Below are 22,061 nucleotides of genomic sequence, written 5' to 3' on the forward strand. Positions count from 1 at the left end.
ATGCCCGCGACCATCGTGGTGGGAGTCGACGGATCCGGCCGTACGCACCGGCTGGCCGAGATCGCTGTGGCCTTCCCGGGGCCGGTCCTGGAACTTCCCGGGTGGACCGAGCCTGCCCAGGCCTGGGCCGATCGGCTCGCCGCCGCCACCACCGGGACGCTGATCGTCGTCGACGACGCGCATCGGCTCCCCGGCGCTGTCCTGCGTGAGCTGGCCGCGGCCGCCCGGCGCGGCGTGCCGATGCTGGTGGCCCGCCGGCCCACCATCGACCGGCCCGAGCTCGCCGAGCTGGACGAGGCGCTCGCCGGCGGCGGCACGGTGGTGCTCGAGCCGCTCGACCTCGCCGCCGTGGCCCGGCTGACCGGCCGGCTCACCGGGCGGCGGGTCACCGCGTCGGAGGCCGCGCGGGTGCACGCCGCCTCCGACGGCCGCCCGGCGATCGTCGCCGCGCTGGCCGGCGCCGGGCACGGCACGACGCCGGCCCTGGTGGCGCGCGTCCAGCGGCACCTCGCCCGGCGGCCGCCCGCGGTGACCGCGCTGGCCCGGGTGCTGGCGCTGCGGCATGGCGTTCCGGAGCCGCCTGAGGGTGTTCCCGGCTCTCCCGGGCGCGGTGACTCCCGGGAGCTGCCGGACGCGACGCTGGCCGCCGCGGCCGGGATCGCGCTGCCCGACCTGGCCGCCCTGATGCGGGACCTGCGCGACAGCGGCTGGTTCGCCGGCACCGGCGAGACCCTGGTCCCGGCGATCGCCGCAGCGATCCGGCAGGAGGCGTCCCCGGCCGAGCGCCGCCGGGTGCACGACGCGGTCGCCTCCGCGCTGATGGCCACCGGGACGTCCGCGGTGCCGGCCGCCGAGCACCTGCGGGCCGCTCGGGCGCGCAGCGGCGCGGCCGCTGTGATCTACCAGCGGGCCGGTGAACAACTGCGCTTCAGCCGCCCGGCGGACGCGCTGGCCTGGTTCGACGACGCGGCGGCCTGCGGTGTGCCGCTGCCCGGGCTGGCCGCCGGCCGGGCCGAGGCGGCCGCCCTGCTGGGACACCCGCACTCGCCCGACGTGCCGCCGGGCGCCGACCCGGAGGGCCGGCTGACGCTGGTGGCCGGCGCGGTGGCCGCCCACGACGGCCGGGCCGGGCGGGCCGCGGAGACCCTGCTGGCCGCGACCGCGCCGGGGCCGGTGCTGGCGGTGCCGGCCCTGATGGTGGTGGGCCGGCTCGACCCGGCGCGAACCGCGGCCCGCACGCCGGCACCGGCCAGCCTGCTGCGCCTGGCCGAGGCCGCGCTGGCCACCGGCCGTCCGGCCCGCGCGCTGCCGCTGCTGATCGAGGCGGCCGAGGCGGTCGAACGGGCCGAGCCCGCGGTGGTGCTGCCGGACACCCCGCACGCGCTCGGCGCCCTGGTCGCGGTGACCGCGGGCGACCAGGCCACCGCGGAGGCCCTGCTCCGACGGGCGCTGGCCAGCACGGTGGGCGGTCCGGTGGCCGCGCAGCGGCACCGGCTGCTGCTGGCCTGGGTCCGGTTGCGCGCCGGCCGCTACGACACCGCCGCCGAGGAGCTGGAGCGGCCGGCCGGCGCCCCGCTGCCGGGCCGGGAGGCGCTGCTGTGGGCCGCGCTCGGCGCCGGGCTGGCCCGCCGGCGCGGCGACCTGGCCCGGATGCGGCAGAGCTGGACCGGGGCCGAGCCGATCCTGGCCCGCGGCGCGGTCGATCTGCTGCAGATCGAGGCGGTCGAGGAGCTGGTGGTCACCGCGGCCCGGCTGCGCGGGCACCGGCGGATCGAACCGGTGCTCGGCCGCCTGGAGCAGATCGTGGCCGACCTGGGCGCCCCGCCGGCCTGGCTGGTCAGCGCCCACTGGATCCGCCTGCAGGTGGCGGTGGCCCTGGAGGAACCGGCGGTGGCCGAACAGGGCGCCGCCGCCCTGCGCGCGGTGGCCCGGGAGGCCGGGGCCGAGCTGGGCGACCGCCAGCAGGCGCAGTGCGCGGCCGCCGGGATGTGGGCGGCGGTGCTGCGCGACGAGGTCGACGCGCCGGCCGTGCTGGCCGCCGCGGAACGGCTGGCCGAGGTGGAGCTGCCCTGGGAGGGGTCCCGGCTGGCCGGGCAGGCGGCGCTGCGGGTCAGAGATCCGGCGGTGGCTCGCTGGTTGCTGGAGCGCGCCCGGGGCCTGGTCTTCGTGAAAGAAGGCGTGGCGCCGGTCGAGCCCCGGCCTACCGGCGGAGTCCTGTCCGATCGGGAGCAGGCCGTGGCCCGGCTGGTGCTGGCCGGCCGGACCCACCGCGAGATCGGCGCGCAGCTCTACATCTCGGCGAAGACGGTGGAGCACCACGTGGCCCGGATCCGGACCAAGCTCGGCGCCACCAGCAGGGCGGAGTTGGTGACAGCTCTACACGAGACGCTGGGCGAGACGCAACCAGCGATTCGTGTATCAACCACGGGCGGGCGATCCCCTAACCCGGGGGCATGAGAAGGGGGATCGCCCCGATGACCGGACCCGGTCCCGCTCGACAAGCTGTATGCATGCCCGCCGACACCGGGTGACAGCACGAGAGGAAGGAACGGACATGACGATCGACGTCTCAGGTGCCATCAAGGACCTCATCTCGGACATCTTCACCGACCGTGAGGTCGCTCAGGAGTATGCCTCCGACCCGTCCGGCGTTCTGGCGGCCCGCGGGCTGACCGACGCGGACCTCTCCGAGGTGGACGTTCCGGAGGCCGCCGCCTCGGTCGCCGCACAGCACGGGCAGAAGGACCCGTACGCGGCCGGCCCGGACTACGACGCGACCCCCGTGACCCCGCCGACCTACGACGGCGAGCAGGGCGTTGGCGAGATCATCCAGCACCTGAACTACGTCACCTACGTGACCTACTCCGACGACCGGGACATCACCCAGAACATCGACATCGACGCCTCCACCGACAACTCGGTGGACAACTCGGTGGACGTGGCGGTGGACGGCGACGTGGACGGTTACCTCGACGTCGACAGCGCCCCGGCGACCGTGGGCCGCGACGTGAACGTCGACCAGCACAAGTACGACGACAACTACGGCGGCGGCGCCAAGCCGGACCACGAGCAGCCCTACGACTACGACGAGGACTACCCGAAGCCTGCCGACTACGTCCCGCACCAGCCGACCGGGGACGCACCGACCTACGACACGCCCGACCAGCCCGACCAGCAGCCCGGCTACCCGGAGCACGCGGAGCCGCCGGCCTACCCGGGTCAGGACGACGAGCCGGGGCACGAGCACCACGCCGGTGACCACTCCGAGGACGGTTCGGTCGGGGTCTCCTGACCCGTCCGCCCGTTGTCCCAGGTGCCCGCCACCGCTCACCCCGGTGGCGGGCCACACCTAGTCCGCTGGGGGAACTCATGACCACCGCACCGACCGTAACGGCCACCGCGCCCGGTGAGCTGCTGACGCTGGGCCTGCGCGCCTGCACCGCGTACGGGCGTGCGGACCTGACCCGGCGGCTGACCGCCGCACAGCGCACACTCGACGACCCGAGCATCCACGTGGTGGTCGCCGGCGAGTTCAAACAGGGCAAGAGCTCGCTGGTCAACGCGCTGGTCGGGGCGACCGTCTGCCCGGTGGACGACGACGTCGCCACGGCCACGCCGACCTACGTGCGGCACGGCGAGAAGCACCGCGCCGCGCTGATCATCAACGACGACCCGCCCCGCCGCGAGGACGTGCCGGTCGACCAGGTGCGCCGGCACATCACCGAGCACCGCGACACCGGCGACGAGGCCGGTACGGCGGTCGGCGTGGAGATCCGGCTCCCCCGCAAGATCCTGGAGCGGGGCATGGTGCTGGTGGACACCCCGGGCGTGGGCGGGCTCGGCTCCACCCACGCCGCGGCGAGCCTGGCCGCGATCTCGATGGCCGACGCGGTGATCTTCGTGACCAGCGCGGCACAGGAGCTGACCGAGAGCGAGGTGCGGTTCCTGCGCCGGGCGCGCGCCGCGTGCGACACGGTGATCTGCCTGATCAGCAAGACCGACTTCTACCCGGCGTGGCGGCGGATCCGGGACCTGAACGAGGCGCACCTGCGCCGGGCCGGGCTGGCGCTGCCGGTGCTGACCGCCTCGTCGGTCCTGCGGATGCATGCGGTCAAGGCCGGCGCCCGCGACCTCAACGTCGAATCGGGCTTCGCCGACGTGGTCGGGTTCGTCTCCGGGCGGGTCGGCGGCGGCGCCGAACAGCGGCTGGCCGAACACGTCCGCGACGAGGTCCTCGCGGTCTGCGACCAGCTGGTCGCCACGTTCACCGCCGAGCGCACGGCACTGCTCGACCCGGCCGCCGGGCAGCGGATCGTGGCCGAGCTCGGCGAGACCAAACAGCGCGTCGAAGCGCTCAAGACCTCGATGGCCCGGTGGCAGCAGACCCTGAGCGACGGGATCGCCGACCTCACCTCGGATGTGGACCACGACCTGCGCGCGCGGATGCGCGAGGTCACCCGGGAGGCCGACGACAGCATCGACGAGAGTGACCCGGCCGACACCTGGCCGGAGATGCAGACCTGGCTGCGCGCCCGGATCGCGCACGAGCTGGTCGCCAACTACGAGCTGCTCCGGGTCCGCGCCGGTGAGATCGGCGAGAGCGTCGGTGAGCACTTCCGGGCCGCGTCCGACGGCTTGCTGGGCGCGATCGGCGTGCACAGCCCGGAACCGGTGCTGGACCGGACCACCCTCGACCACAAGGTCGATCTGGAGAAGATGAAGCTGCGCAAGCAGGCGATGGTCGCGTTGAAGAGCGCGTACGGCGGCACCCTGATGTTCACCATGCTCGCCTCGATGGCCGGGATCGTGCTCGGCCCGATCGGCCTGGGCATCGGGCTGGTGATGGGCCGCAAGGGCCTGCGCGAGGAGAAGAAACGTGAGGAGAAGGCCCGCCAGCAGCAGGCCCGCAACGCGATGCGCCGGTACTGCGACGAGGTCACGTTCGTGGTCGGCAAGGACTCGCGCGACACGCTGCGCCAGATCCACCGGCGGCTGCGGGACCACTACACCGGGCTGGCCGAGGAACTGGGCCGGTCGAACGCGGCCGCTCTCGCCGGCGCCGAGGAGGCCGCCCGGCGCAGCCGTACCGACCGGGAGGCCCGGGTGCGTGACCTGGACGCCGAGCTGAAACGGCTGGCCACCCTGCAGAGCCGGGCGCGGCCGTCATGACCGCCAACGGCGCACGCACCGCAGGGCTGCTCGACCGCACCCGGGTGGTGCTCGAGGAGGCCCTGTTCGCCTACCGCGGCGGCCCGTACGAGAGCCGGCTGCGCACCGTCCGCGAGCGGCTGGACGCCCCGCTGCGGGTGGCCATCGCCGGCCGGGTCAAGGCGGGCAAGTCCACGCTGCTCAACGCGCTGATCGGGGAGCGCCTGGCGCCCACCGACGCGGGCGAGTGCACCCGCATCGTGACCTGGTATCAGGACGGGCACTCGTACCGGGTGACGCTGCGTCCCCACGAGGGCGCACCCCGGCAGGCCCGGTTCACCCGGGAGGACAACGCCCTGGAGATCGACCTCGGCGGACTGTCCCACGAGGAGGTCGCCGAGCTGGAGGTCCAGTGGCCGTCGCAGACACTGCGGACGGCCACGCTCGTCGACACCCCCGGGGTCGGCTCGCTGCGGGCCGAGATCTCCCGGCGGACCTGGGAACTGCTCGCGCCGGACGACGAGGACACCCCGGCCGACGCGGTGATCTACCTGATGCGGCACGCGCACCGCGACGACCTGAACTTCCTGCGCGCCTTCCACGACCGTCAGGTGGCGGCGCCCAACCCGGTCAACGCGATCGGGGTGCTCTCCCGCGCCGACGAGATCGGCGGCGGACGCCTGGACACCCTCGCCTCCGCCACCAGGATCGCTGCCCGGATGGCGGGCGACATCAACGTACGCCGGCTGGTGCAGACCGTGGTGCCGATCGCCGGGCTGCTCGCCGAGACGGCGGTGACGCTGACCGAGGCCGAGGTGGCGCACCTGCGCCGGGTCGCCGACCTGCCGGTGAAGACCGCCGACGACCTGCTGCTCTCCGCCGACCGGTTCCGCGAACGACTGCCGGAGCTGGGTCTCACCTCGATCGAGCGCGACGCGCTGCTGGATCGGTTCGGGCTTTTCGGCGTACGGCTGGGAGCCACGTTGTTGCGCCGCAAGGTGGCCGGCACCGCCACCGAGTTGTCCGAGCAGCTCACCGAGCGCAGCGGACTGCGGGCGTTGCAGCGCACCCTGGACTCGCTCTTCTTCGAGCGCCGCGAGATCCTCAAGAGCCGTTCGGCGCTGCTGGCGGTCGACTCGGTGATCCGCGCCGCCCCGGGCCCGGCCACCCCGCGCGTCGCCGGGCTGGTCGAGGAGATCATCGCCTCGGCGCACCCGTTCAACGAGCTGCGGGTGCTGGCGTCGCTGCGGGCCGGGTGGGTGACCGGGAAACCGGCAGTGGTGGCCGAGCTGGAACGGGTGATCGGCGGCGAGGGCACCGCCGCGCACCTGCGCCTGCAACTGCCGGCCGAGGCCGGCGAGGCCGAGCTGATGGCCGCCGCGGCCGAGTCCCTGGCCCGGTGGCAGCGGCGGGCGGAGAACCCGCTGACCCGCTACGAGCTCTCGATCGCGGCGCGGGTGGCGATCCGTTCCTGCGAGGGTGTGCTGGCCGAGCTGCACCGGGGGCGGTCATGAGCCGGTCAGTCGAAGAGGTCTTCCGGGTCGGCATCGGCATCGTCATCGTCGGTTTCCGGCGCCTCGAGCCCGACGTGCTCCCCTGCGGCGGGCGCCCAGTCCTCCAGTTCGGCGGGCGCCCAGTCCTCCGCGTCGAACACGTCGTGGTCCGTTGCGGTCACCGCCTCGTGCTCCGCGTGATCCGCTCCCGCTCCGAAGTCGAGACCGAAGTCGTCCGTCGGGGCGGTGGCCAGCAGGTCCACCCACGACACGAACGCTTCGCCGCCGGGGCCGGGGATCGGGCTGTGCGCCATCACGTACGCCGAAAGGTGTTCGGCGATCTCGGGCCGAGCGGTCTCGGCGAAACCGCTCACCGCCTGCGCCACCAGCTCCTCGGGCAGGTCGGGATGGCCGGACCGGGCCAGCAGCGCGGCCGGATCCGCGCCCGTGTGCTCACCGGCTCCGGCCAGCTCACCGAAGATCTCCCGCAGCGACCTGACCGCAACCATCGTTCCACCCTACGACCCACGTCGCGACCTCGACCGAATCCGGAGTACTCGGGATGTATGCACTCGGCATCGATCTAGGAACCACCTACACCGCCGCGGCGGTCTGGCGCGCCGACCACGCCGAGATCGCCTCGCTGGGCAGCCGCTCGGCCGCCATTCCCACGGTCGTGCTGCTGCGCGCCGACGAGACGTTCCTGACCGGCGAGAGCGCCAGCCGCCGCGGGCTGAGCGAACCGCACCGGGTCGCCCGCGAGTTCAAACGGCGCCTGGGCGACCCCACCCCGATCCTGCTCGGCGGGGTGCCGCACTCCGCCGAGTCGCTGATGGCCCGGGTGCTGCGGGCCGTGGTCGACGAGGTGTCGGCGCGGGAGGGCAGCGGACCGGCCGCGATCTGCGTGTCGCACCCGGCGAACTGGGGACCGTACAAGACCGACCTGATGCAGCAGGTGATCCGGCTGGCCGGCATCGAGCAGAAGGTGCAGCTGACCACCGAACCGCAGGCCGCGGCGGTCTTCTACGCCCAGCAGCAGCGGCTGGAACCGGGCGCCACGGTCGCCGTCTACGACCTCGGCGGCGGCACGTTCGACGCGGCGGTGCTGCGCAAGACCCCGGACGGCTTCGAGCTGATCGGGCAGCCGGAGGGGATCGAACGCCTCGGTGGCATCGACTTCGACGCCGCGATCTTCGCGCACGTGGCCGGGGCGCTCGGCGGGGCGCTGGACGACCTCGACGAGGACGACCCCGCGGTGATCGCCGCGGTCGCCCGGCTGCGGGAGGAGTGCGTGCAGGCCAAGGAGGCGCTGTCGGCCGACACCGACGCGACGATCCCGGTGCTGCTGCCGAACCTCAGCACCGAGGTACGGCTGACCCGCTCCGAGCTGGAGTCGATGGTCCGGCCGGTGCTGCACGGGTCGATCGAGGCGTTGCGCCGGGCGATCCGGTCGGCCGGCACCGAACCGGCCGAGCTGCACTCGGTGCTGCTGGTGGGCGGGTCGTCGCGGATCCCGCTGATCGCGCAGATGGTCGGATCGGAGCTGGGGCGGCCGGTGGCGGTGGACGCTCATCCGAAGCATGCGGTGGCACTCGGTGCGGCGTGGCAGGCCGGGGCCGCGATCACCAAGGCGGCCGGGGCGCCGGCGCTGCCGCCCGCGGTGGATCCGTGGGCGACCGGGGCGGCTGCCGCGGTGGGCGCGGCCGCGGGCGCGGGGGTGCCGCCGCAGTCCGTCCCGACGCAGTCCATTCCGCAGCAGGCCACTCCGGCGCAGACCAGTCCCGCGCAGACCGGCGCGGCGCAAAGCGGCCCGGCGCACAACGGCCCGGCGCACAACGGCCCGGCGCAGGCCGGGTCCTCGCCGACGGCACCGCTGCACACCGGAGCCACCCACGGCACGCCGATGCAGGCCGGAGCCGGGCAGGCCGGCGCCCCGCAGGCCGGAGCCCCGCAGACCGGGCCAGGCGTTGCCGGGGCGCGGGCGTCGGCGCGGGTCGAGCCGACCGTCATCCTCCCGCCGACCTCCGGCACCGCGACCCGGCCGGTCTCCGGCGCACCCGCTGCCGGCGGACCGGGCACGCCCCGAGCCGGCGGCAGCGGCAGCGCGACCGTCGGCGCGGCGGCTGCCGGCGCGGCAACGGTCGGCGCGGCCCGGAGCACCGGCCGCCCGGCCGGCCCGCCGCCGAAAACACCGACCGCACCCGGCAAAAGCGGCAGAAACGGCAACGGCGGCGGCGGCGGCGGCAGAAAAGCCCGCGGCCCGATCCTGGTAGCCGCCGCGGTCGCCGTAGTCCTGGCCGGCGTCACCGGCACCGCCTGGGCCATGGGCGCCTTCGACAGCAAGGACAGCCCCAGTACTCCCACCGCCGCCGGCCTCCAGCACAGCCAGCAGCACAGCTCCTCGCCCGGCACCACGAACGGCACCACGAACGGCACCGCGACCAGCCCGGCCACCACCGCGGTACCCGCCGACGAGGCGTGCACCGACCAGATGAAGCGGAGCACCCGCTGGGTCTGCCTCACCCGGGCCACCATCCGGGACGGCAAGTTCACCCTCTGGTACGACGCGGAGTGGAACGGCGTCCCCGCCGACACCGAGAAGGGCTTCCACCTGCACATCTACGGCGGCGACGGGCAGCACCCGGACGAGTCGACGATGGGCAGCCAGGCGACCGCGCACGGCAAGTACTACTACGAGGACAAGGAGCCCTCGATCCGGCGGGTCACCGACTCGGACTACGAGGCGGTCGGCAACGCCACCAAGGTCTGCGCCCGGATCGCCAAGACCGGTCACGGGATGGTCCGCGCGGCCGACGGCAGCTACCACACCGGTAACTGCATCCCGATCAAGCGCGAGTGACCGCCAGCTCGGCCGGTGCCGCCACGGTGGGGACCTTGGCGGCCCGGTCGATGAAGAGCAGCACGAGCAGGCCACCGATCGCGAAGACGGCCGCGCCCAGGGCGTAGCTGAGTTCGTACGCATGCTCGGTCGGCAGTGACACCGCGCCCACCTGGCGCGTCTGCGCGGCCAGAATCGTGATCACCAGCGCGCTGCCGATCGTGCCGCCGACGGTCCGCATGATCGAGTTCACCGAGTTGGCGATCCCGGTCTCGGCCGGCTGCACGTGGCTGACCAGCAGGGCCGGCATCGCCGCGTACGCCATCGCGATCGCACAGCTGGCCACCACGAACGCGGCGATCGTCTCGCCCCGGTTGTCGTGCAGCAGCGCCAGCGACGCCATGCCCACCGCGGCCAGCCCGCAGGCCAGTACGAGCACCACGCGCGGCCCGACCCGCCCGATCAGCGCACCGGCGAGCGGGCCCATCACCACGCTCGCCGCCGCGCCCGGCAGCAGGAAGATCAGGCTGGTCTCCAGCACCGTCGCACTGAACCCGAACCCGGTGTACTCCCGCGGGCTCTGCACGAAATAGCTGGTGGCCAGCTGCAGCGCGAACATCGCGAAGCCGACCGCCATCGAGGCCAGGTTGGCGACCAGAATCGGACGGTGCCGCAGCATCTCCACCGACACCAGCGGCGCCTCGGTGCGGCGCTGCAGGAAGTAGAAGCCGACCAGGATGATCACCGCGGCGGCGAAGAGCACCAGCACCCGCGGCGAGGTCCAGCCCCAGCTGTGCCCCTGCGAGATCGGCAGCAGCAGGCTGACCAGCCCGGCGGAGAGCACGATCGCGCCCAGTACGTCGACCCGGCCACCGCCGCCGGCCCGCCGCGGCAGGGTCAGCGCGAGAGCCAGCGCGATCGCGCTCACCAGCGCGCACAGCCAGAAGATCCGCCGGTAGTCGGCGTCACCCTGGGTGAGCAGGCCGGAGGCGACGAGCGCGACACCGCCGCCGACACCGAGCGTCGAGGCGACCACGGCCATGTTGTGGGTGAGCTTGTGCGGCGGGAGTTCGTGGCGCAGCAGGCTCATACCGAGCGGGAACAGGCCGAAGCTGGTGCCCTGCAGCACCCGCGCGACGATCAGCCAGTGGATGTCGTGCACGGTCGCGGCGAGCAGGCTGCCGGCCAGGGTGGCGATCAGCGTGCCGATGAACACCGGCTTGATGCCGAGGACGTGGCCGAGCCGGCCGAGCAGCGGGGTGCAGGCGGACGCGGCGAGCAGCGTCGCGGTGGACACCCAGCCGACCGTGGTGGCGTCGGCGCCGAGCTGCTGGGCGATCTGCGGCAGCACCGGGACCGGAATGGATTGGATCAGCGAGAGCAGGAAGCTCGCGGCCGCGGCGGCGAGGAGCAGCAGCCGGGGGCGTACGGGTTGGTTCACGAGCGATAGACTAGGCCGCAAAGTCGACGCGGTGTCGAGAAATCTGGTCGACGCGTCGATGATCACAGCGAGGGACACTGGAAACTTAACGACGCCCCACGGCTGGAGCCATGGAGCTTCCTCCCTGTTGGGCAGGGATTCCCAGCTCGGACCGCACCGATCCCCGGTCCCGGAAGGAGGCGATCTGATGTCTGATGTCGTCGGCACTGGCACGGTCGCGTTCAGCCGTGGCGAGGATCGTCCTCGCGGCGTTGCGATCGCGGTCTGCGGTGTAGCCGCAGGCCGCGCACTCGAAGATGCGTATACCCAGTCCGAGGCGTTCCTTGGTTCTCGTACCGCACTCGGAGCAGGTCATGGTCGTGTAGGCGGGCGGCACCAGCACCACCTTCCGGCCCGCCCGCACACCCAGATAGATGAGATTCCGCTTACACGCCCCGATTGCCGCGTCGGCGGCCTTCCGGGCCATTCGAGACTTGGCCAGGAACTTGGGCTTGAAGTCCTCGACCGCGATCAACGCGTGATGGTCGACCACCCGTTTCGCCCAGGCGCGGGCATCGTGGGTGTTCTGCCGGGCCGCCCTCTTCTCGATCCGGGCGGCCTGCCGTTTGGCACTCAGGTAACCCTTCGATGGTGCTTGGCCCTTCGGCCGGTGTCGGCGGGCCATCTTGCGCTGGGCCTTGGCGCGCTCGGCGGCGCAGCGTTTGCGATGACCCAGGTGCGGCAGATCAAACGCGGGATCAGAGGTGGTCGCGGTGGTCTTCACGCCCCAGTCGACGCCGATCCCTGGCAGATCCGCCTCGGGCACGTCAGTGCGCTCGCGGCGGACCACGAACGACACGTACCAATGACCGAGGTTGTCGCGGTAGACGCGCACACTGGTTGGCTCGGACGGCAACTCCCGGGACCAGACCACCGGGACAACGATCTTCCCCGGCAAACACAACCGGCCATCCTTGATCCGGAAACCCCGCGTGGTGTACTCCAGACTCGGCGGCGCCGTCTTCGACTTCTTCGGCTTCGGCCGGCCCCGACCTTCGACCTTGAACGAGGCGCCCAGGGCGGTCATGTAGGTACGCAACGTCTGTTGCTGCGCAACCTGCGAACCGTCACGCAACCAGACATTGTCGGCTCGGGCCCCGGTCAACAGTTTCGACAGCCTGCACACAGTAGGCCTACGGCCTGCCTGCTGCTGGTGCACCGCTTCGTTCCACAACCAGCGGCAACTGCCCCACTCGGCAAGCAGCGCCGCCTGCGCCTGGCGGCCGGGCCGCAGGCGGAACGTGTATCGCACTGTCTCCGTGGACACGCCGAGCAAAGTACCGCTAAAAACTGGACGATTCCTGTACGCGCGACATCTAGTCGATCGACAACGCCTCCTATCTTGTCATTGCTTCTTGACCCGCCAGCCCCGGATACCACTGCGCCAGCATCCAAACCGAGTTCAACGACCCACTGAACCAGTTCAATCAGCGCCGGCGCCTCGGCGCCACCCACCGGCGGCACAACCCTGGAGCAATCAAGCAGCACGCCGAAACAACCCATCCGCACGGACAGCGAACAGCTTGTCCCAGCCTGCGTCGCAGAAGCTCGATTCCTCCCATGACTAGGGGGTTTCCACGAAAGGAATGCTGATGAGTCAGGTAACACCGTCGCGACGGCGGACCGGCCCGTCCAAGGGCGATCTCCGGGAGGCCGCGATCCTGCGGGTGGCGGGGCAGATGTTCGCCGACCGGTCGTACGACGCGGTCACCATCGACGATCTGGCCTCGGGCGCGGGCATCTCGCGCACGAGTTTCTACTTCTACTTCCCGACCAAACCCGCCGTGCTCACCGCGCTGATGGCCCAGGTCTGGGACGAGCTGGCCGCCTCGCACGTGTGGTTCGACAGCTCCGGCCCGGCCCCCGAGCTGCTCCGCACCCAGCTGGGCATCTCGGCGCGGCTCTGGCGGGCGAATTCCGGCCTGCTGTCCTGCGCCGCGACCGCGCTGCCCTCCTCCGACCAGCTGCGCGACTTCGTCACCCAGGCCAAGACCCGCTACGACGAGCGCGCCGCCGCCAAGATCCGCCGCGACCAGGCCGCCGGCACGGCCACCACCGCGATCCCCGCCGAACGCCTCGCCGAGATGATCGCCGCCATCCGCGACGCCGAATACGCCAAGCTCGCCCACAAGACCGACGCCGAGCTCGACGCCACGGTCAACGACCTGGTCACCGCGATCCAACGGCTGGTCTACTGACCGCTTTTCATACGGTACGAACAATCCAGCGCCCGCCCGTAGGCTACGAGCCGAGTCCCGCCCGTGAGGCGAACGCGAGACCGCGAAACTCCCGGCCGAAGCGCGCGTCCCGGCCCCGGCTGGCCTCCAGGGGTGCCTCCACACCCTCGAGACACCCCTCACCACCAGCCGGGGCCCGGAAGCATGCCGCGGTTCCGATGCCGGCTGGTTGCCAGGGGTGTGTCCGGGTGCTTGAGACACCCCTCAGGACCAGCCGGGGTCGGGGGGCGCGCTGCGGTCCGGGGCGGGCGCGGTGTCGCGGTGGCCTCACGGGCGGGACTCGGCTCGTAGCCTACGGACGAGCGCTCCGTAGTCGTACCAAGGAAAAATGCGCGGTCTCGCGCCGGCGCTGCAGCCGGGAGTCAAGCGGGGAGGCGGACCTCGAAGCGGCAGCCTCCGGTGATGTTGCCGGCCTGGACGCGGCCGCCGTGCGCTTCCACCAGGCCGCGGACGATCGCGAGGCCGAGACCGCCGCCGCCGGCGCCCTCCGGGGTGCGAGCGCGGGTGCCGCGGAACGCGACGTCGAACACCCGGGGCAGGTCCGCTTCCGGGATGCCGCCGCAGCTGTCCGAAACTGTCAACCACACCTCGCGCGCGTCGCGGCCGGCTTCGATCTGGATCGTGCCGTTCGCGGGGGTGTAGCGCACCGAGTTGGTCAGCAGGTTGCTGACGATCCGGTTGAGTTCGGCGGCGCCGCCGGTGACCATCGGCCAGCGTTCACCGGCGGCCACCACCCGGATGCCGCGGCCGACGGCGAGCGGCGTGACGGCGGCGACCGCGTCCGAGACGATGTCGGCCAGCGGCAGGTCGGTCGGGGTGAGGCGGAGCGCGCCGGCGTGGATCCGGGACAGCTCGAACAGGTCGTCGACCAGGCTGCTCATCCGGTCGGTCTCGGCACCGATCCGCCGGTGGTACTCCGCGACGGTGCGCGGGTCGGCGACCACGCCGTCCTGCAGCGCCTCGGTCATCGCGCGCAGCCCGGCCAGCGGTGTGCGCAGGTCGTGCGACACCCAGGCGACCAGGTCACGGCGGCCCGCCTCCATCCGGCGTTCCTGCTCGCGGGCCTGCGCCGCCCAGACCGCGGCGGCCGCGAGCCGGCGCCCGAAGACGGTGCCGACGCCGAGGCTGACCACCGCCGAGGCGGCCACGGTGACCAGCACTACCTGCAAGTCGTGACCGGAAAGGAACATCAGTTGGGCGACCGTGCCGACCCCGGCCACGACCGCGGTCACGGTGATCGTCAGCAGCACGCAGACGTGCACGGTGATCGATCGGCCGCGCAACAGCCGCAGCACGACCGCGCCGGCCAGGCCGACCACCGCGCCGGCGATCAGCGAGTAGAGGCCGATCAGCATCAGGTCACGCACGGGCGGCCGGTTCGTACCGGTAGCCGACGCCCCACGCGGTGACCAGCCGGACCGGCGACGCCGGATCATCCTCGATCTTCTCGCGCAGCCGCCGCACGTGCACGGTGACGGTGGACTGGTCGCCGAACTGCCAGCCCCACACCCGGTCCAGCAGGTCGGCGCGGGACCAGGCCCGCGCCGGGTTCCGCAGCAGGAACTCCAGCAGGTCGAACTCGCGCACGGTCAGCGCGAGCGGCCGGCCGGTGCGTTCCGCGGTGCGCCGCCCGGTGTCCGCGACCAGGTCGCCGTCGCGGAGCAGAGCGGGGCGCGGTGGCGCGGCCGGCGCGGTGCGGCGCAGCACCGAGCGGACCCGCAGGGTGAGTTCGCGCGGGCTGAACGGCTTGGTCACGTAGTCGTCCGCGCCGACCTCGAGACCGAGCACCCGATCACTTTCCTCGCCGAGCGCGGTGAGCATGACGACCGGCAGGCCCGGCTGGTCGCGCTGCAGCCGGCGGCACACCTCGAGACCGTCCAGGCCGCCGAGCATCAGGTCGAGGACAACCAGATCCGGGCGTTCGGCGTCGACGGCGGCGAGCGCGGCGAGCCCGTCGGCGGCCAGCCGCACCCGGCAGCCGTCCTGCTCGAGATAGCGCCGGACGACGTCGCTGACGGTCGGGTCGTCGTCCACTACCAGCACTCGGTGGGTCACCACGGCAGGCTACCCACGCGGCCGCCTCCGGCGCCCGTTCCGCCATCTTTCGATTCCCTTACGGCACAGGACGGCACTCACGGTTGTCGTCACCACGATCACAAGAAGACCGATTTCGTACGGGCGGGGAAGGATCGTCGGATTGTCGCCGTCGTGTCCCCGGCTGACCAGCAGCGGCAGGGCGACGACGGCGACGGCGATGTTGACCACGGCGACGGCGCGGACGGTCGACCGCCAGCGGGACGGAACCCGGCCGATCAGCGCGCCCGCGGCCAGGACGAGCGGCAGGAACACGCCGTCGTGCAGGGCCAGCACGGCCACCCCGAAGATCAGGACGCCGGGCAGGCTGACCTGGGTGTCGGTGGTCGCGCCTACCACGGCGTACACCATGAGCAGTAGCCCGGAAGCGATCAGCGCACGTCTCACCGCAGGCTCCGGATCGTGACCCGGGTCAGCCATTTGGTCTGCATCACGCCGGGCCGGTTCGGGGCGATCAGCCGGGCCGGGTAGCCGTGGTCGACGGCCAGGGGTTCACCGCCGAGCCGCAGCGCGATCAGGGTCCGGTCGTCGGCCAGGTGCGGCCCGGCCACCGTCGATGTGCGATAGCGGCCAGCGGCCTGCAGCGACTCGACCTCCGCCTCGCCGCCGGCGAGGTCGGCCTGATCGGCGCCGAGCAGGCCGGCGAGATCACGCAGCCGCACGCCGGACCAGGTGCCGACCGCGCTCCACCCCTCCACACAGGCGATCGGCAGCACCGTGGTGTGCTGCGGCAGCGCGGCGAGGTCGGCGAGGCTCAGCTCGACGGTACGGCCGAAGCCGGTGACGGTCAGCCGGTAGCCGGGGTCGAGCGCGGCGTCGCGGACACCGGCGGCGGCCGCGGTCCGGTTGATCGGAAGCCCCTGCGGTCCGGTGCCCGGCCTTCGCGGCGCCAGCGCGGAGATCGCGGCGAGCGGCCGGACCGTCTGTCCCAGCGTGGCCACGGTGATCACCCCGGCGGCCGCGCCGACCGTGAGCAAGAGCTGCCTGCGGTCGGCATCCGGCACCGGGGGCGCGCCGTGGCCCCTGGACAGCCGCACGTGCGGTGCCCTGGACCGCAGCGCCTCGCGGACCACCGGGAGTTGCACGCCGACGTGCACCAGCAGCGCGCCGATGACCAGCCAGCCGGCCCAGTAGTGCGCGGTGGTGAAGAAGAACGGCATCGGCCGGTATTCGTGGGCGACGTTCAGCAGCCCGCTGACCAGCTGGAACAGCGCGGCGGCGACAAGCACCGCGACCGACAGGCGCTCGGCGGCATGCTTCAACGGCGGCCAGGTGAACAGCCGGGGATAGACCGACCAGAGTTTCGCGCCGAGCAGCGGGACGGTGGCGAGTCCGGTCGCCACGTGCAGGCCCTGGGTGAACCGGTACAACCCGGCCGGCTCGGACGGCCACCAGAACCAGCTCGGTGGGTGCTGGACGAGGTGGCTGATCAGGCCGGTCAGGAAACAGACCAGGAACGCGACGCCCAGCGCGATGCCGAGCTGGCTGGTGAGCCGGGTCGATCGCAGCGCCGAGGGGAACGCGTCCGGCCGGAACGGGCCGCGCCGCAGCCGGTCGGGTGGGGCGTTCAGCCAGGTGAGCGCGTGCTTCAGGCGGCCGTCAGGGTGGCGAACCATCGCCCCTCCTCGTTCCAGGCCGCCCGGATCCGCAGTCCCGCGGTCCGGGCGAGGGACTCCAGGTCGTCGGCGGCGACTCGTGCCCACCGCAGCGGAGCTCCCACCCCGTCGGTGCCGCTGCCGAGTGAGGCGGCGTGCAGGGTGGCCACGCCGGCCCAGCTGCCGGTGCCGGGCGGTTCCACCTCCGCGTGCACCTGGCCACGCCGGGCGATCAGCTCCCGGCAACGCCGGAGCAGGGCGACCGGGTCGCCGCCGATGCCGAGGTTGCCGTCGGCGAGCAGCAGGTGCTGCCAGCGGCCGTGCCCGGGCAGCGGCGCGAACACGTCCCGGCGCAGGGCCGATGCCCCACGGGCCCGGGCCATCCGGACGGCCACCGCGCTCACGTCGACGCCCAGCGCGGCCCGGCCCCGGAGCAGCAGCGCACCGGTGAGCCGGCCCGGCCCGCAGCCGACGTCGAGGGTGGCACCGGAGCAGCGGTCCAGCAGCCCGGTGTCGCCGGGACGGTGGTCCCGGCACCAGTCCACGGCGTCGACCCGGGTCTCCCGGCCGGTCGCGTCGCGCAGCACGAGTTGACCGGCGGTGCCCGAGGCGGCACGGATCAGGGCCTGGTCGTAGAGGTCGAGGGCACCCAGTTCAGCGGGCGGGCAGACGAGTGCGGGCGCGGTCATGCGCGTGCTCCCAGCAGCAGCCCGGTCACCGCTGCGGGGAAGCGCCCCCGCGCGGGACAATCCGCCGCAACCATGATCGCGTCAGCGGCGGTGTCCACGTCTCGCAGACAGGCCAGCGCCGTCGGCCGGACACCCCGGGCACGCAGCGCGGCCAGGGTCCGTTCCCCGGTCACCGCCACCGACATCGGCACCCCGGGCAGCACGTCCGCGTCGGCCGGGTCGCTGAGCCCCAGCGCCCACCAGCCGCCGTCCTCGGCCGGCCCGAACACCGCACCGTCCCGCTCCAGCGCCTCCGCCGCCGCGGCCAGCAACGCGCCGCTGACCTGCGGCGTGTCCATCCCGATCAGCAGCGCCGGCACCCCGGGCAGTGCCGTGTCCGCGAACGCGTGAGCGAGCCGCTCCCCCAGCCCGTCCCCTCGCTGCGGCACGCTCTCCCAGCCCGGCGGCGCCGGATAGGCCCCCTCGACGACAAGTACCCGCCGCACCGCCGGAGCCCCGGACGCCGCGTCGAGGGTGTCCGCGAGGGCGGCCGCCGCGATCATCGCCGCCTGCTCCGGGGTGCACGGTGGGCAGAGCCGGGTCTTCACCCGTCCCGGCACCGGCGCTTTCGCCATCACCAGCAGCTGGATCATGCGGCCAGCACCGCTCGCATGTCGTGGATGGCGCGCAGCGTGCCGCGGACCGTGCCGGTGACCTTCGACTTGGTCCCGGCCGCCCGCGGGCGGTAGGTCACGTCCACCTCGTGCACCCGCCAGCCGGCCCGGGCCGCGCCGAGCAGCAGTTCGAGCGGGTACCCGAACCGGCGGTCGCGCAGGTCCAGGGCGAGCAACGCGTCCTGCCGGGCGGCGCGCATCGGCGCGATGTCGTGCACCGGCAGGCCGGTGTCCGCGCGGATCCGCCGGGCGAGCACCGCGTTGCCCAGGCGCGCGTGTACCGGCCAGGCCCGCGCCGTGGTCGGGCGTCGGCGGCCACAGGCCAGGTCGGCTGTTCCGGAACGGACAAGGTCGGCCAGGGCCGGCAACTCGGCCGGGTCGAACGAGCCGTCCGCGTCCATCACGCACACCACCCCGTCGGCCGGGTCCGCGGCGAGGACTCCGGCGTGCACGGCCGCGCCGTACCCCGGCTGTGTCACCTCGATGAGGCGGACGCCGAGCCGGCGGACGATCTCGAGCGAGCCGTCGGTGGATCCGTTGTCGGCCACGATCGGCCGATAGCCGGCCGGCATCCGGGCCAGCAGCCACGGCAGGGCGGCGGCCTCGTTCAGGCAGGGCAACACCACATCGGTCATGGGGAGGAAGTTAGCGCTGCTCAGGGCCGGTAAATCTTACGAACTGGGTACGTCCGCGACAGACCTTACGAACCGCTGACGGATCGGCGTGAGTCGCCGTCCGAGGGCGCCGGCGGCCCTACGGTCGCAGTCGTGACCCACATTCTCGTGACCGGCGGCGCCGGTTTCATCGGCTCGCACGTGACCTCCGCACTGCTGGCCGCCGGCCACGACGTGTCCGTATTGGACTGCGCCCATCCGGCCGCGCACCGCGAACCGCCGGAGGTTCCGGACGGCGTTCCGCTGCACCGGGCCGATGTCCGGGACCGGGCCGCTGTCCGCGACGCGCTCCGCGGCGTCGATGCGGTGGTCCATCAGGCGGCGCTGGTCGGGCTCGGCGCCAGTCCGGAAGATCTTCCCGAGTACGTCGGTTGCAACGACCTGGGCACCGCCGTGCTGCTCGCGGCGATGTCCGAGGCCGGGATCGGGCGGCTGGTGCTGGCCAGCTCGATGGTGGTCTACGGCGAGGGGTCGTACGAGTGCGACCGGCACGGCCCGGTGCGGCCGGAACCGCGAGCGGCAGGCGATCTGGACGCGGGCCGTTTCGAGCCGTCCTGCCCGGACTGTGGCGCCGCACTGGCCGCCGGGCTGGTGACCGAGAACGCCCCGATGGATCCACGCAGTGTCTACGCGGCCACCAAGGTCGCGCAGGAGCATCTGGCCGCGATCTGGGCGCGGGAGCGCGGTGCCGCGGTCGCCGCGCTGCGCTATCACAATGTGTACGGTCCGGGGATGCCCCGTGACACTCCGTACAGCGGGGTGGCGGCAATCTTCCGATCCTCCCTGGAGGGCGGCCGGGCGCCGCAGGTGTATGAGGACGGTGGCCAGCGCCGGGACTTCGTGCACGTCAGCGACGTGGCAGCGGCGAACGTGGCGGCGCTTTCGGTGGAGGCGGGGTACCGGGCCTACAACGTCGCGTCCGGCCGTCCGACCACGATCGGTGAGATGGCCGGGTTGCTCGCGGACGCGTTCGGCGGGCCGGGGCCGGTGGTGACCGGGCGGTTCCGGCTCGGCGACGTGCGGCACGTGGTGGCGTCACCGGCACGGGCCGGCGCGGAGCTGGGTTTCGTGGCGGCGACGGCACCGGCCGAGGGGCTGCGGGAGTTCGCGTGCGCGCCGCTGCGTGGCTGAGCGGCAGGGGCCCGTGCTTGCTGTCAGCGCGAGGACGGCCGTCATCCGGCGAGCGACTGCTTCGGGAAGGACCGCTGCCGGTTGGCGGTTGGCTGTCACGGCGGGGGCCATCGGCGCGGGGGGACCGCTGGGCTCTCGCCGTCGCGTTGGGACTGGTCGCGACGTCAGTGCTGGTCGGGGCGGCGCTCGGCTGGGCCGGCCGGCCCGTGCACGCGCCGGCCGCGCCACTCTTCGGGCACGTGCTGCCACATCTCGGCCCCGGCACCCCGCTGGCGATCGCTATCGGTCTCGCGGTGATCCGCTGGGGACCGGCCATCGCGGAACGCCTCGCGTGGCGGCGACTGCTGGCCGTCGCGTGGCTCTCCGCAACGGCGTGGACGTTCGCGCTCGCCCTGGTCGACGGCTGGCAGCGCGGGGTGGCCGGTCGCCTCACCACACAGTTCGAATACCTGAGCGAGGTACCCGGGGTCACCGACATCCCCGCGATGCTCCGCGGATTCGCCGGCCGGATCCTCGCCGACAGCTCCGACCCGTGGACCACACACGTGGCCGGCCACCCACCCGGCGCCCTGCTCGTCTTCGTCGGCCTTGACCGCATCGGATTACCCGGCGGCGGGTGGGCGGCGACGTTCTGCGTCCTGGTCGGCTGCTCCGCGGTCACGACGGTCGCCATCACACTGCGTGCGCTCGGCGACGAGCCCGCGGCCCGGGTCGCCCTGCCGTTCCTGGTGCTCTTCCCCGGCGCCGTCTGGGTCGGAGTCTCCGCCGACGGTCTGTTCATGGGCGTCGCCGCGGCCGCGCTCGCGCTGCTCGCCATCGGCCTGAGCCGCCCCTCCCGGTTAGCGGTCACTCTCGGTGGTCTTTGCCTCGCGCTCTGCGCCTATCTTTCGTACGGTCTGGTGCTCCTGGTCCTCCCCGCCGCGGCCGTCCTCGCGATGCGAGCGCGCCGGATCGGGCTGCTGGTCTGGGCCGGGCTCGGCGCGGGACTCGTGGTGGCCGCGATGACCGGGCTCGGGTTCGACTGGTGGCAGGGCTATCACCTGGTCAAACAGCGCTACTACCAGGGTTTGGCGAGCCAGCGCCCCTACGCGTATTGGATCTGGGCCAACCTCGCCGCCCTCACCCTGAGTGCCGGCCCCGCCGCCGCAGCCACCCTGCGTCACGCCGCCGCACGAGTCTTGACCGCCCGCACCCCGGCGGTCCTGCTAGGCCTCGGCGCAGCAGCCGCGATCATCGCTGCCGACCTGTCCGGCCTGAGCAAGGCCGAGGTGGAGCGCATCTGGCTCCCGTTCGCCATCTGGCTCCCCGCCGCCGCGTCCCTGCTGCCGGCCCCCGACCGCCGCGGCTGGCTGTCCTTGCAGGCCACCACCGCCCTCCTGATCAACCACCTGGTCCTCACCAGCTGGTGACCTGGCCAAGGAACATGGAGCCCCACGGCCCACCAGCCCCTGCCCATGGCGACCGCAACCGCCCAGCCCACACCCATGGCGACCGCGACCGGTAAGCGCGCGCCCATGGCGACCGCAACCGGTCAGCCCGCCTCCCGCCCGCTGGCGACAACCCAAGCCCCACCCGCACAGCCCCGCGACGCCCAGCCCACCCCAGACCGCAGCCTGCCCCCACCCCCGGCTGGCGCTGAGGGGTGCCTCCAGCCAACGGACACACCCCTGCACGCCAGCCACCAATCCCCGGCTGGTTGTGAGGGGTGCCTCCAACCCTCCGAGACACCCCTCACAACCAGCCGACGCACCGCAACAACACCGCCACCAACCCCGGGCTGGCTTCCAGGGGTGTCTCGGGCGCCCGGAGACACCCCTCACGACCAGCCTGCGCACTGCACCAACGCCGCCGCCGAGCCCGGGCTGGCTTCCTTGGGTGTCTCGGGCGCCCGGAGACACCCCTCAGGACCAGCCGGTGCACGGTGGCGACGCCGCTGTCGGATTCCGGCTGGCTTTCGGGGGTAGCTAACTGCTGGCGTGTTGAGTATCTTTGGCGCTCTTGAGGCAGCTATGATCCTCATGTGAACGT

General features: G+C 73.2%; 18 protein-coding genes. 8 read left to right on the forward strand and 10 right to left on the reverse strand.

Annotated features, from left to right (window positions below; translation table 11 throughout):
- The 4 genes from Apa02nite_RS48540 to Apa02nite_RS48555 all read left to right on the forward strand — a co-directional run bounded on the left by Apa02nite_RS48540 (position 1) and on the right by Apa02nite_RS48555 (position 6,662).
- Complete coding sequence (locus Apa02nite_RS48540; RefSeq protein WP_203831195.1) at positions 1 to 2,457, forward strand: LuxR C-terminal-related transcriptional regulator; 2,457 nt, start codon at positions 1 to 3, stop codon at positions 2,455 to 2,457.
- 97 nt (positions 2,458 to 2,554) lie between these two features.
- Positions 2,555 to 3,292 (forward strand): hypothetical protein, encoded by a 738-nt coding sequence (locus Apa02nite_RS48545; protein ID WP_203831196.1) that lies wholly within the window; start codon positions 2,555 to 2,557, stop codon positions 3,290 to 3,292.
- Between the two features lie 77 nt (positions 3,293 to 3,369).
- Positions 3,370 to 5,169: a dynamin family protein gene (locus Apa02nite_RS48550; RefSeq protein WP_203831197.1), complete on the forward strand. Its 1,800-nt coding sequence runs from the start codon at positions 3,370 to 3,372 to the stop codon at positions 5,167 to 5,169.
- Positions 5,166 to 6,662, forward strand: a complete 1,497-nt coding sequence (locus Apa02nite_RS48555; RefSeq protein WP_203831198.1) for a dynamin family protein — start codon at positions 5,166 to 5,168, stop codon at positions 6,660 to 6,662. The genes Apa02nite_RS48550 and Apa02nite_RS48555 overlap by 4 nt, the downstream gene beginning before the upstream one ends.
- A gap of 5 nt (positions 6,663 to 6,667) precedes the next feature.
- Here Apa02nite_RS48555 and Apa02nite_RS48560 read toward each other — a convergent pair whose 3' ends face one another.
- Positions 6,668 to 7,150, reverse strand: a complete 483-nt coding sequence (locus Apa02nite_RS48560; RefSeq protein ID WP_203831199.1) for a hypothetical protein — start codon at positions 7,148 to 7,150, stop codon at positions 6,668 to 6,670.
- A 53-nt stretch (positions 7,151 to 7,203) separates the two neighbouring features.
- Between Apa02nite_RS48560 and Apa02nite_RS48565 the strand changes: the two genes are divergently transcribed.
- Positions 7,204 to 9,501: an Hsp70 family protein gene (locus tag Apa02nite_RS48565; RefSeq protein WP_203831200.1), complete on the forward strand. Its 2,298-nt coding sequence runs from the start codon at positions 7,204 to 7,206 to the stop codon at positions 9,499 to 9,501.
- Here the strand turns inward: Apa02nite_RS48565 and Apa02nite_RS48570 are convergent.
- Positions 9,488 to 10,921, reverse strand: coding sequence for an MFS transporter (locus Apa02nite_RS48570; protein ID WP_203831201.1), 1,434 nt, complete (start codon positions 10,919 to 10,921; stop codon positions 9,488 to 9,490). The genes Apa02nite_RS48565 and Apa02nite_RS48570 overlap by 14 nt on opposite strands.
- A gap of 85 nt (positions 10,922 to 11,006) precedes the next feature.
- On the reverse strand, positions 11,007 to 12,227 hold the full coding sequence (locus Apa02nite_RS48575; protein WP_203831202.1) for an RNA-guided endonuclease InsQ/TnpB family protein: 1,221 nt from the start codon (positions 12,225 to 12,227) through the stop codon (positions 11,007 to 11,009).
- Between the two features lie 325 nt (positions 12,228 to 12,552).
- On the opposite strand from Apa02nite_RS48575, the gene Apa02nite_RS48580 reads away from it, so the two are divergent.
- On the forward strand, positions 12,553 to 13,158 hold the full coding sequence (locus tag Apa02nite_RS48580) for a TetR/AcrR family transcriptional regulator (RefSeq protein ID WP_203831203.1): 606 nt from the start codon (positions 12,553 to 12,555) through the stop codon (positions 13,156 to 13,158).
- A gap of 401 nt (positions 13,159 to 13,559) precedes the next feature.
- Here Apa02nite_RS48580 and Apa02nite_RS48585 read toward each other — a convergent pair whose 3' ends face one another.
- From Apa02nite_RS48585 to Apa02nite_RS48615, 7 genes are read right to left on the reverse strand one after another with little or no spacing between them, the layout of a single operon-like run.
- A complete protein-coding gene (locus Apa02nite_RS48585) occupies positions 13,560 to 14,564 on the reverse strand; it encodes a sensor histidine kinase (protein ID WP_203831204.1) in 1,005 nt (334 codons plus the stop codon).
- Positions 14,557 to 15,252: a response regulator transcription factor gene (locus tag Apa02nite_RS48590; protein ID WP_203831205.1), complete on the reverse strand. Its 696-nt coding sequence runs from the start codon at positions 15,250 to 15,252 to the stop codon at positions 14,557 to 14,559. Before Apa02nite_RS48590 ends, Apa02nite_RS48585 begins: the two co-directional genes overlap by 8 nt.
- Positions 15,253 to 15,261: 9 nt before the next feature.
- Positions 15,262 to 15,678 carry a hypothetical protein gene (locus Apa02nite_RS48595; RefSeq protein WP_203831206.1) on the reverse strand — a complete coding sequence of 139 codons (417 nt, stop codon included), beginning with the start codon at positions 15,676 to 15,678 and terminating at the stop codon, positions 15,262 to 15,264.
- Positions 15,675 to 16,907 (reverse strand): molybdopterin-dependent oxidoreductase, encoded by a 1,233-nt coding sequence (locus Apa02nite_RS48600; RefSeq protein ID WP_203831207.1) that lies wholly within the window; start codon positions 16,905 to 16,907, stop codon positions 15,675 to 15,677. The genes Apa02nite_RS48595 and Apa02nite_RS48600 overlap by 4 nt, the downstream gene beginning before the upstream one ends.
- Complete coding sequence (locus tag Apa02nite_RS48605) at positions 16,880 to 17,575, reverse strand: methyltransferase domain-containing protein (protein ID WP_203831208.1); 696 nt, start codon at positions 17,573 to 17,575, stop codon at positions 16,880 to 16,882. Before Apa02nite_RS48605 ends, Apa02nite_RS48600 begins: the two co-directional genes overlap by 28 nt.
- The gene (locus tag Apa02nite_RS48610; RefSeq protein ID WP_203831209.1) at positions 17,572 to 18,207 is read right to left on the reverse strand and encodes a TIGR04282 family arsenosugar biosynthesis glycosyltransferase; all 636 of its coding nucleotides are present in this window, start codon (positions 18,205 to 18,207) and stop codon (positions 17,572 to 17,574) included. Before Apa02nite_RS48610 ends, Apa02nite_RS48605 begins: the two co-directional genes overlap by 4 nt.
- A complete protein-coding gene (locus Apa02nite_RS48615) occupies positions 18,204 to 18,863 on the reverse strand; it encodes a glycosyltransferase family 2 protein (protein WP_203831210.1) in 660 nt (219 codons plus the stop codon). Before Apa02nite_RS48615 ends, Apa02nite_RS48610 begins: the two co-directional genes overlap by 4 nt.
- 132 nt (positions 18,864 to 18,995) lie before the next feature.
- Here Apa02nite_RS48615 and Apa02nite_RS48620 point away from each other — a divergent pair, with 132 nt between their 5' ends.
- A complete protein-coding gene (locus tag Apa02nite_RS48620) occupies positions 18,996 to 20,033 on the forward strand; it encodes an NAD-dependent epimerase/dehydratase family protein (protein ID WP_239165108.1) in 1,038 nt (345 codons plus the stop codon).
- 74 nt (positions 20,034 to 20,107) lie between these two features.
- Positions 20,108 to 21,442 carry a hypothetical protein gene (locus Apa02nite_RS48625; protein WP_203831213.1) on the forward strand — a complete coding sequence of 445 codons (1,335 nt, stop codon included), beginning with the start codon at positions 20,108 to 20,110 and terminating at the stop codon, positions 21,440 to 21,442.
- Positions 21,443 to 22,061: the final 619 nt, after the last annotated feature.

This window comes from Actinoplanes palleronii (assembly GCF_016862315.1).
Classification (GTDB): Bacteria; Actinomycetota; Actinomycetes; order Mycobacteriales; family Micromonosporaceae; genus Actinoplanes; species Actinoplanes palleronii.

Excerpts from the sequence above, each read along its gene's own strand:
- Apa02nite_RS48540 (WP_203831195.1), top strand. The coding sequence starts at position 1 with ATGCCCGCGACCATCGTGGTGGGAGTCGACGGATCCGGCCGTACGCAC.
- Apa02nite_RS48545 (WP_203831196.1), top strand. The coding sequence starts at position 2,555 with ATGACGATCGACGTCTCAGGTGCCATCAAGGACCTCATCTCGGACATC.
- Apa02nite_RS48550 (WP_203831197.1), top strand. The coding sequence starts at position 3,370 with ATGACCACCGCACCGACCGTAACGGCCACCGCGCCCGGTGAGCTGCTG.
- Apa02nite_RS48555 (WP_203831198.1), top strand. The coding sequence starts at position 5,166 with ATGACCGCCAACGGCGCACGCACCGCAGGGCTGCTCGACCGCACCCGG.
- Apa02nite_RS48560 (WP_203831199.1), bottom strand. The coding sequence starts at position 7,150 with ATGGTTGCGGTCAGGTCGCTGCGGGAGATCTTCGGTGAGCTGGCCGGA.
- Apa02nite_RS48565 (WP_203831200.1), top strand. The coding sequence starts at position 7,204 with ATGTATGCACTCGGCATCGATCTAGGAACCACCTACACCGCCGCGGCG.
- Apa02nite_RS48580 (WP_203831203.1), top strand. The coding sequence starts at position 12,553 with ATGAGTCAGGTAACACCGTCGCGACGGCGGACCGGCCCGTCCAAGGGC.
- Apa02nite_RS48600 (WP_203831207.1), bottom strand. The coding sequence starts at position 16,907 with ATGGTTCGCCACCCTGACGGCCGCCTGAAGCACGCGCTCACCTGGCTG.
- Apa02nite_RS48605 (WP_203831208.1), bottom strand. The coding sequence starts at position 17,575 with ATGACCGCGCCCGCACTCGTCTGCCCGCCCGCTGAACTGGGTGCCCTC.
- Apa02nite_RS48610 (WP_203831209.1), bottom strand. The coding sequence starts at position 18,207 with ATGATCCAGCTGCTGGTGATGGCGAAAGCGCCGGTGCCGGGACGGGTG.
- Apa02nite_RS48615 (WP_203831210.1), bottom strand. The coding sequence starts at position 18,863 with ATGACCGATGTGGTGTTGCCCTGCCTGAACGAGGCCGCCGCCCTGCCG.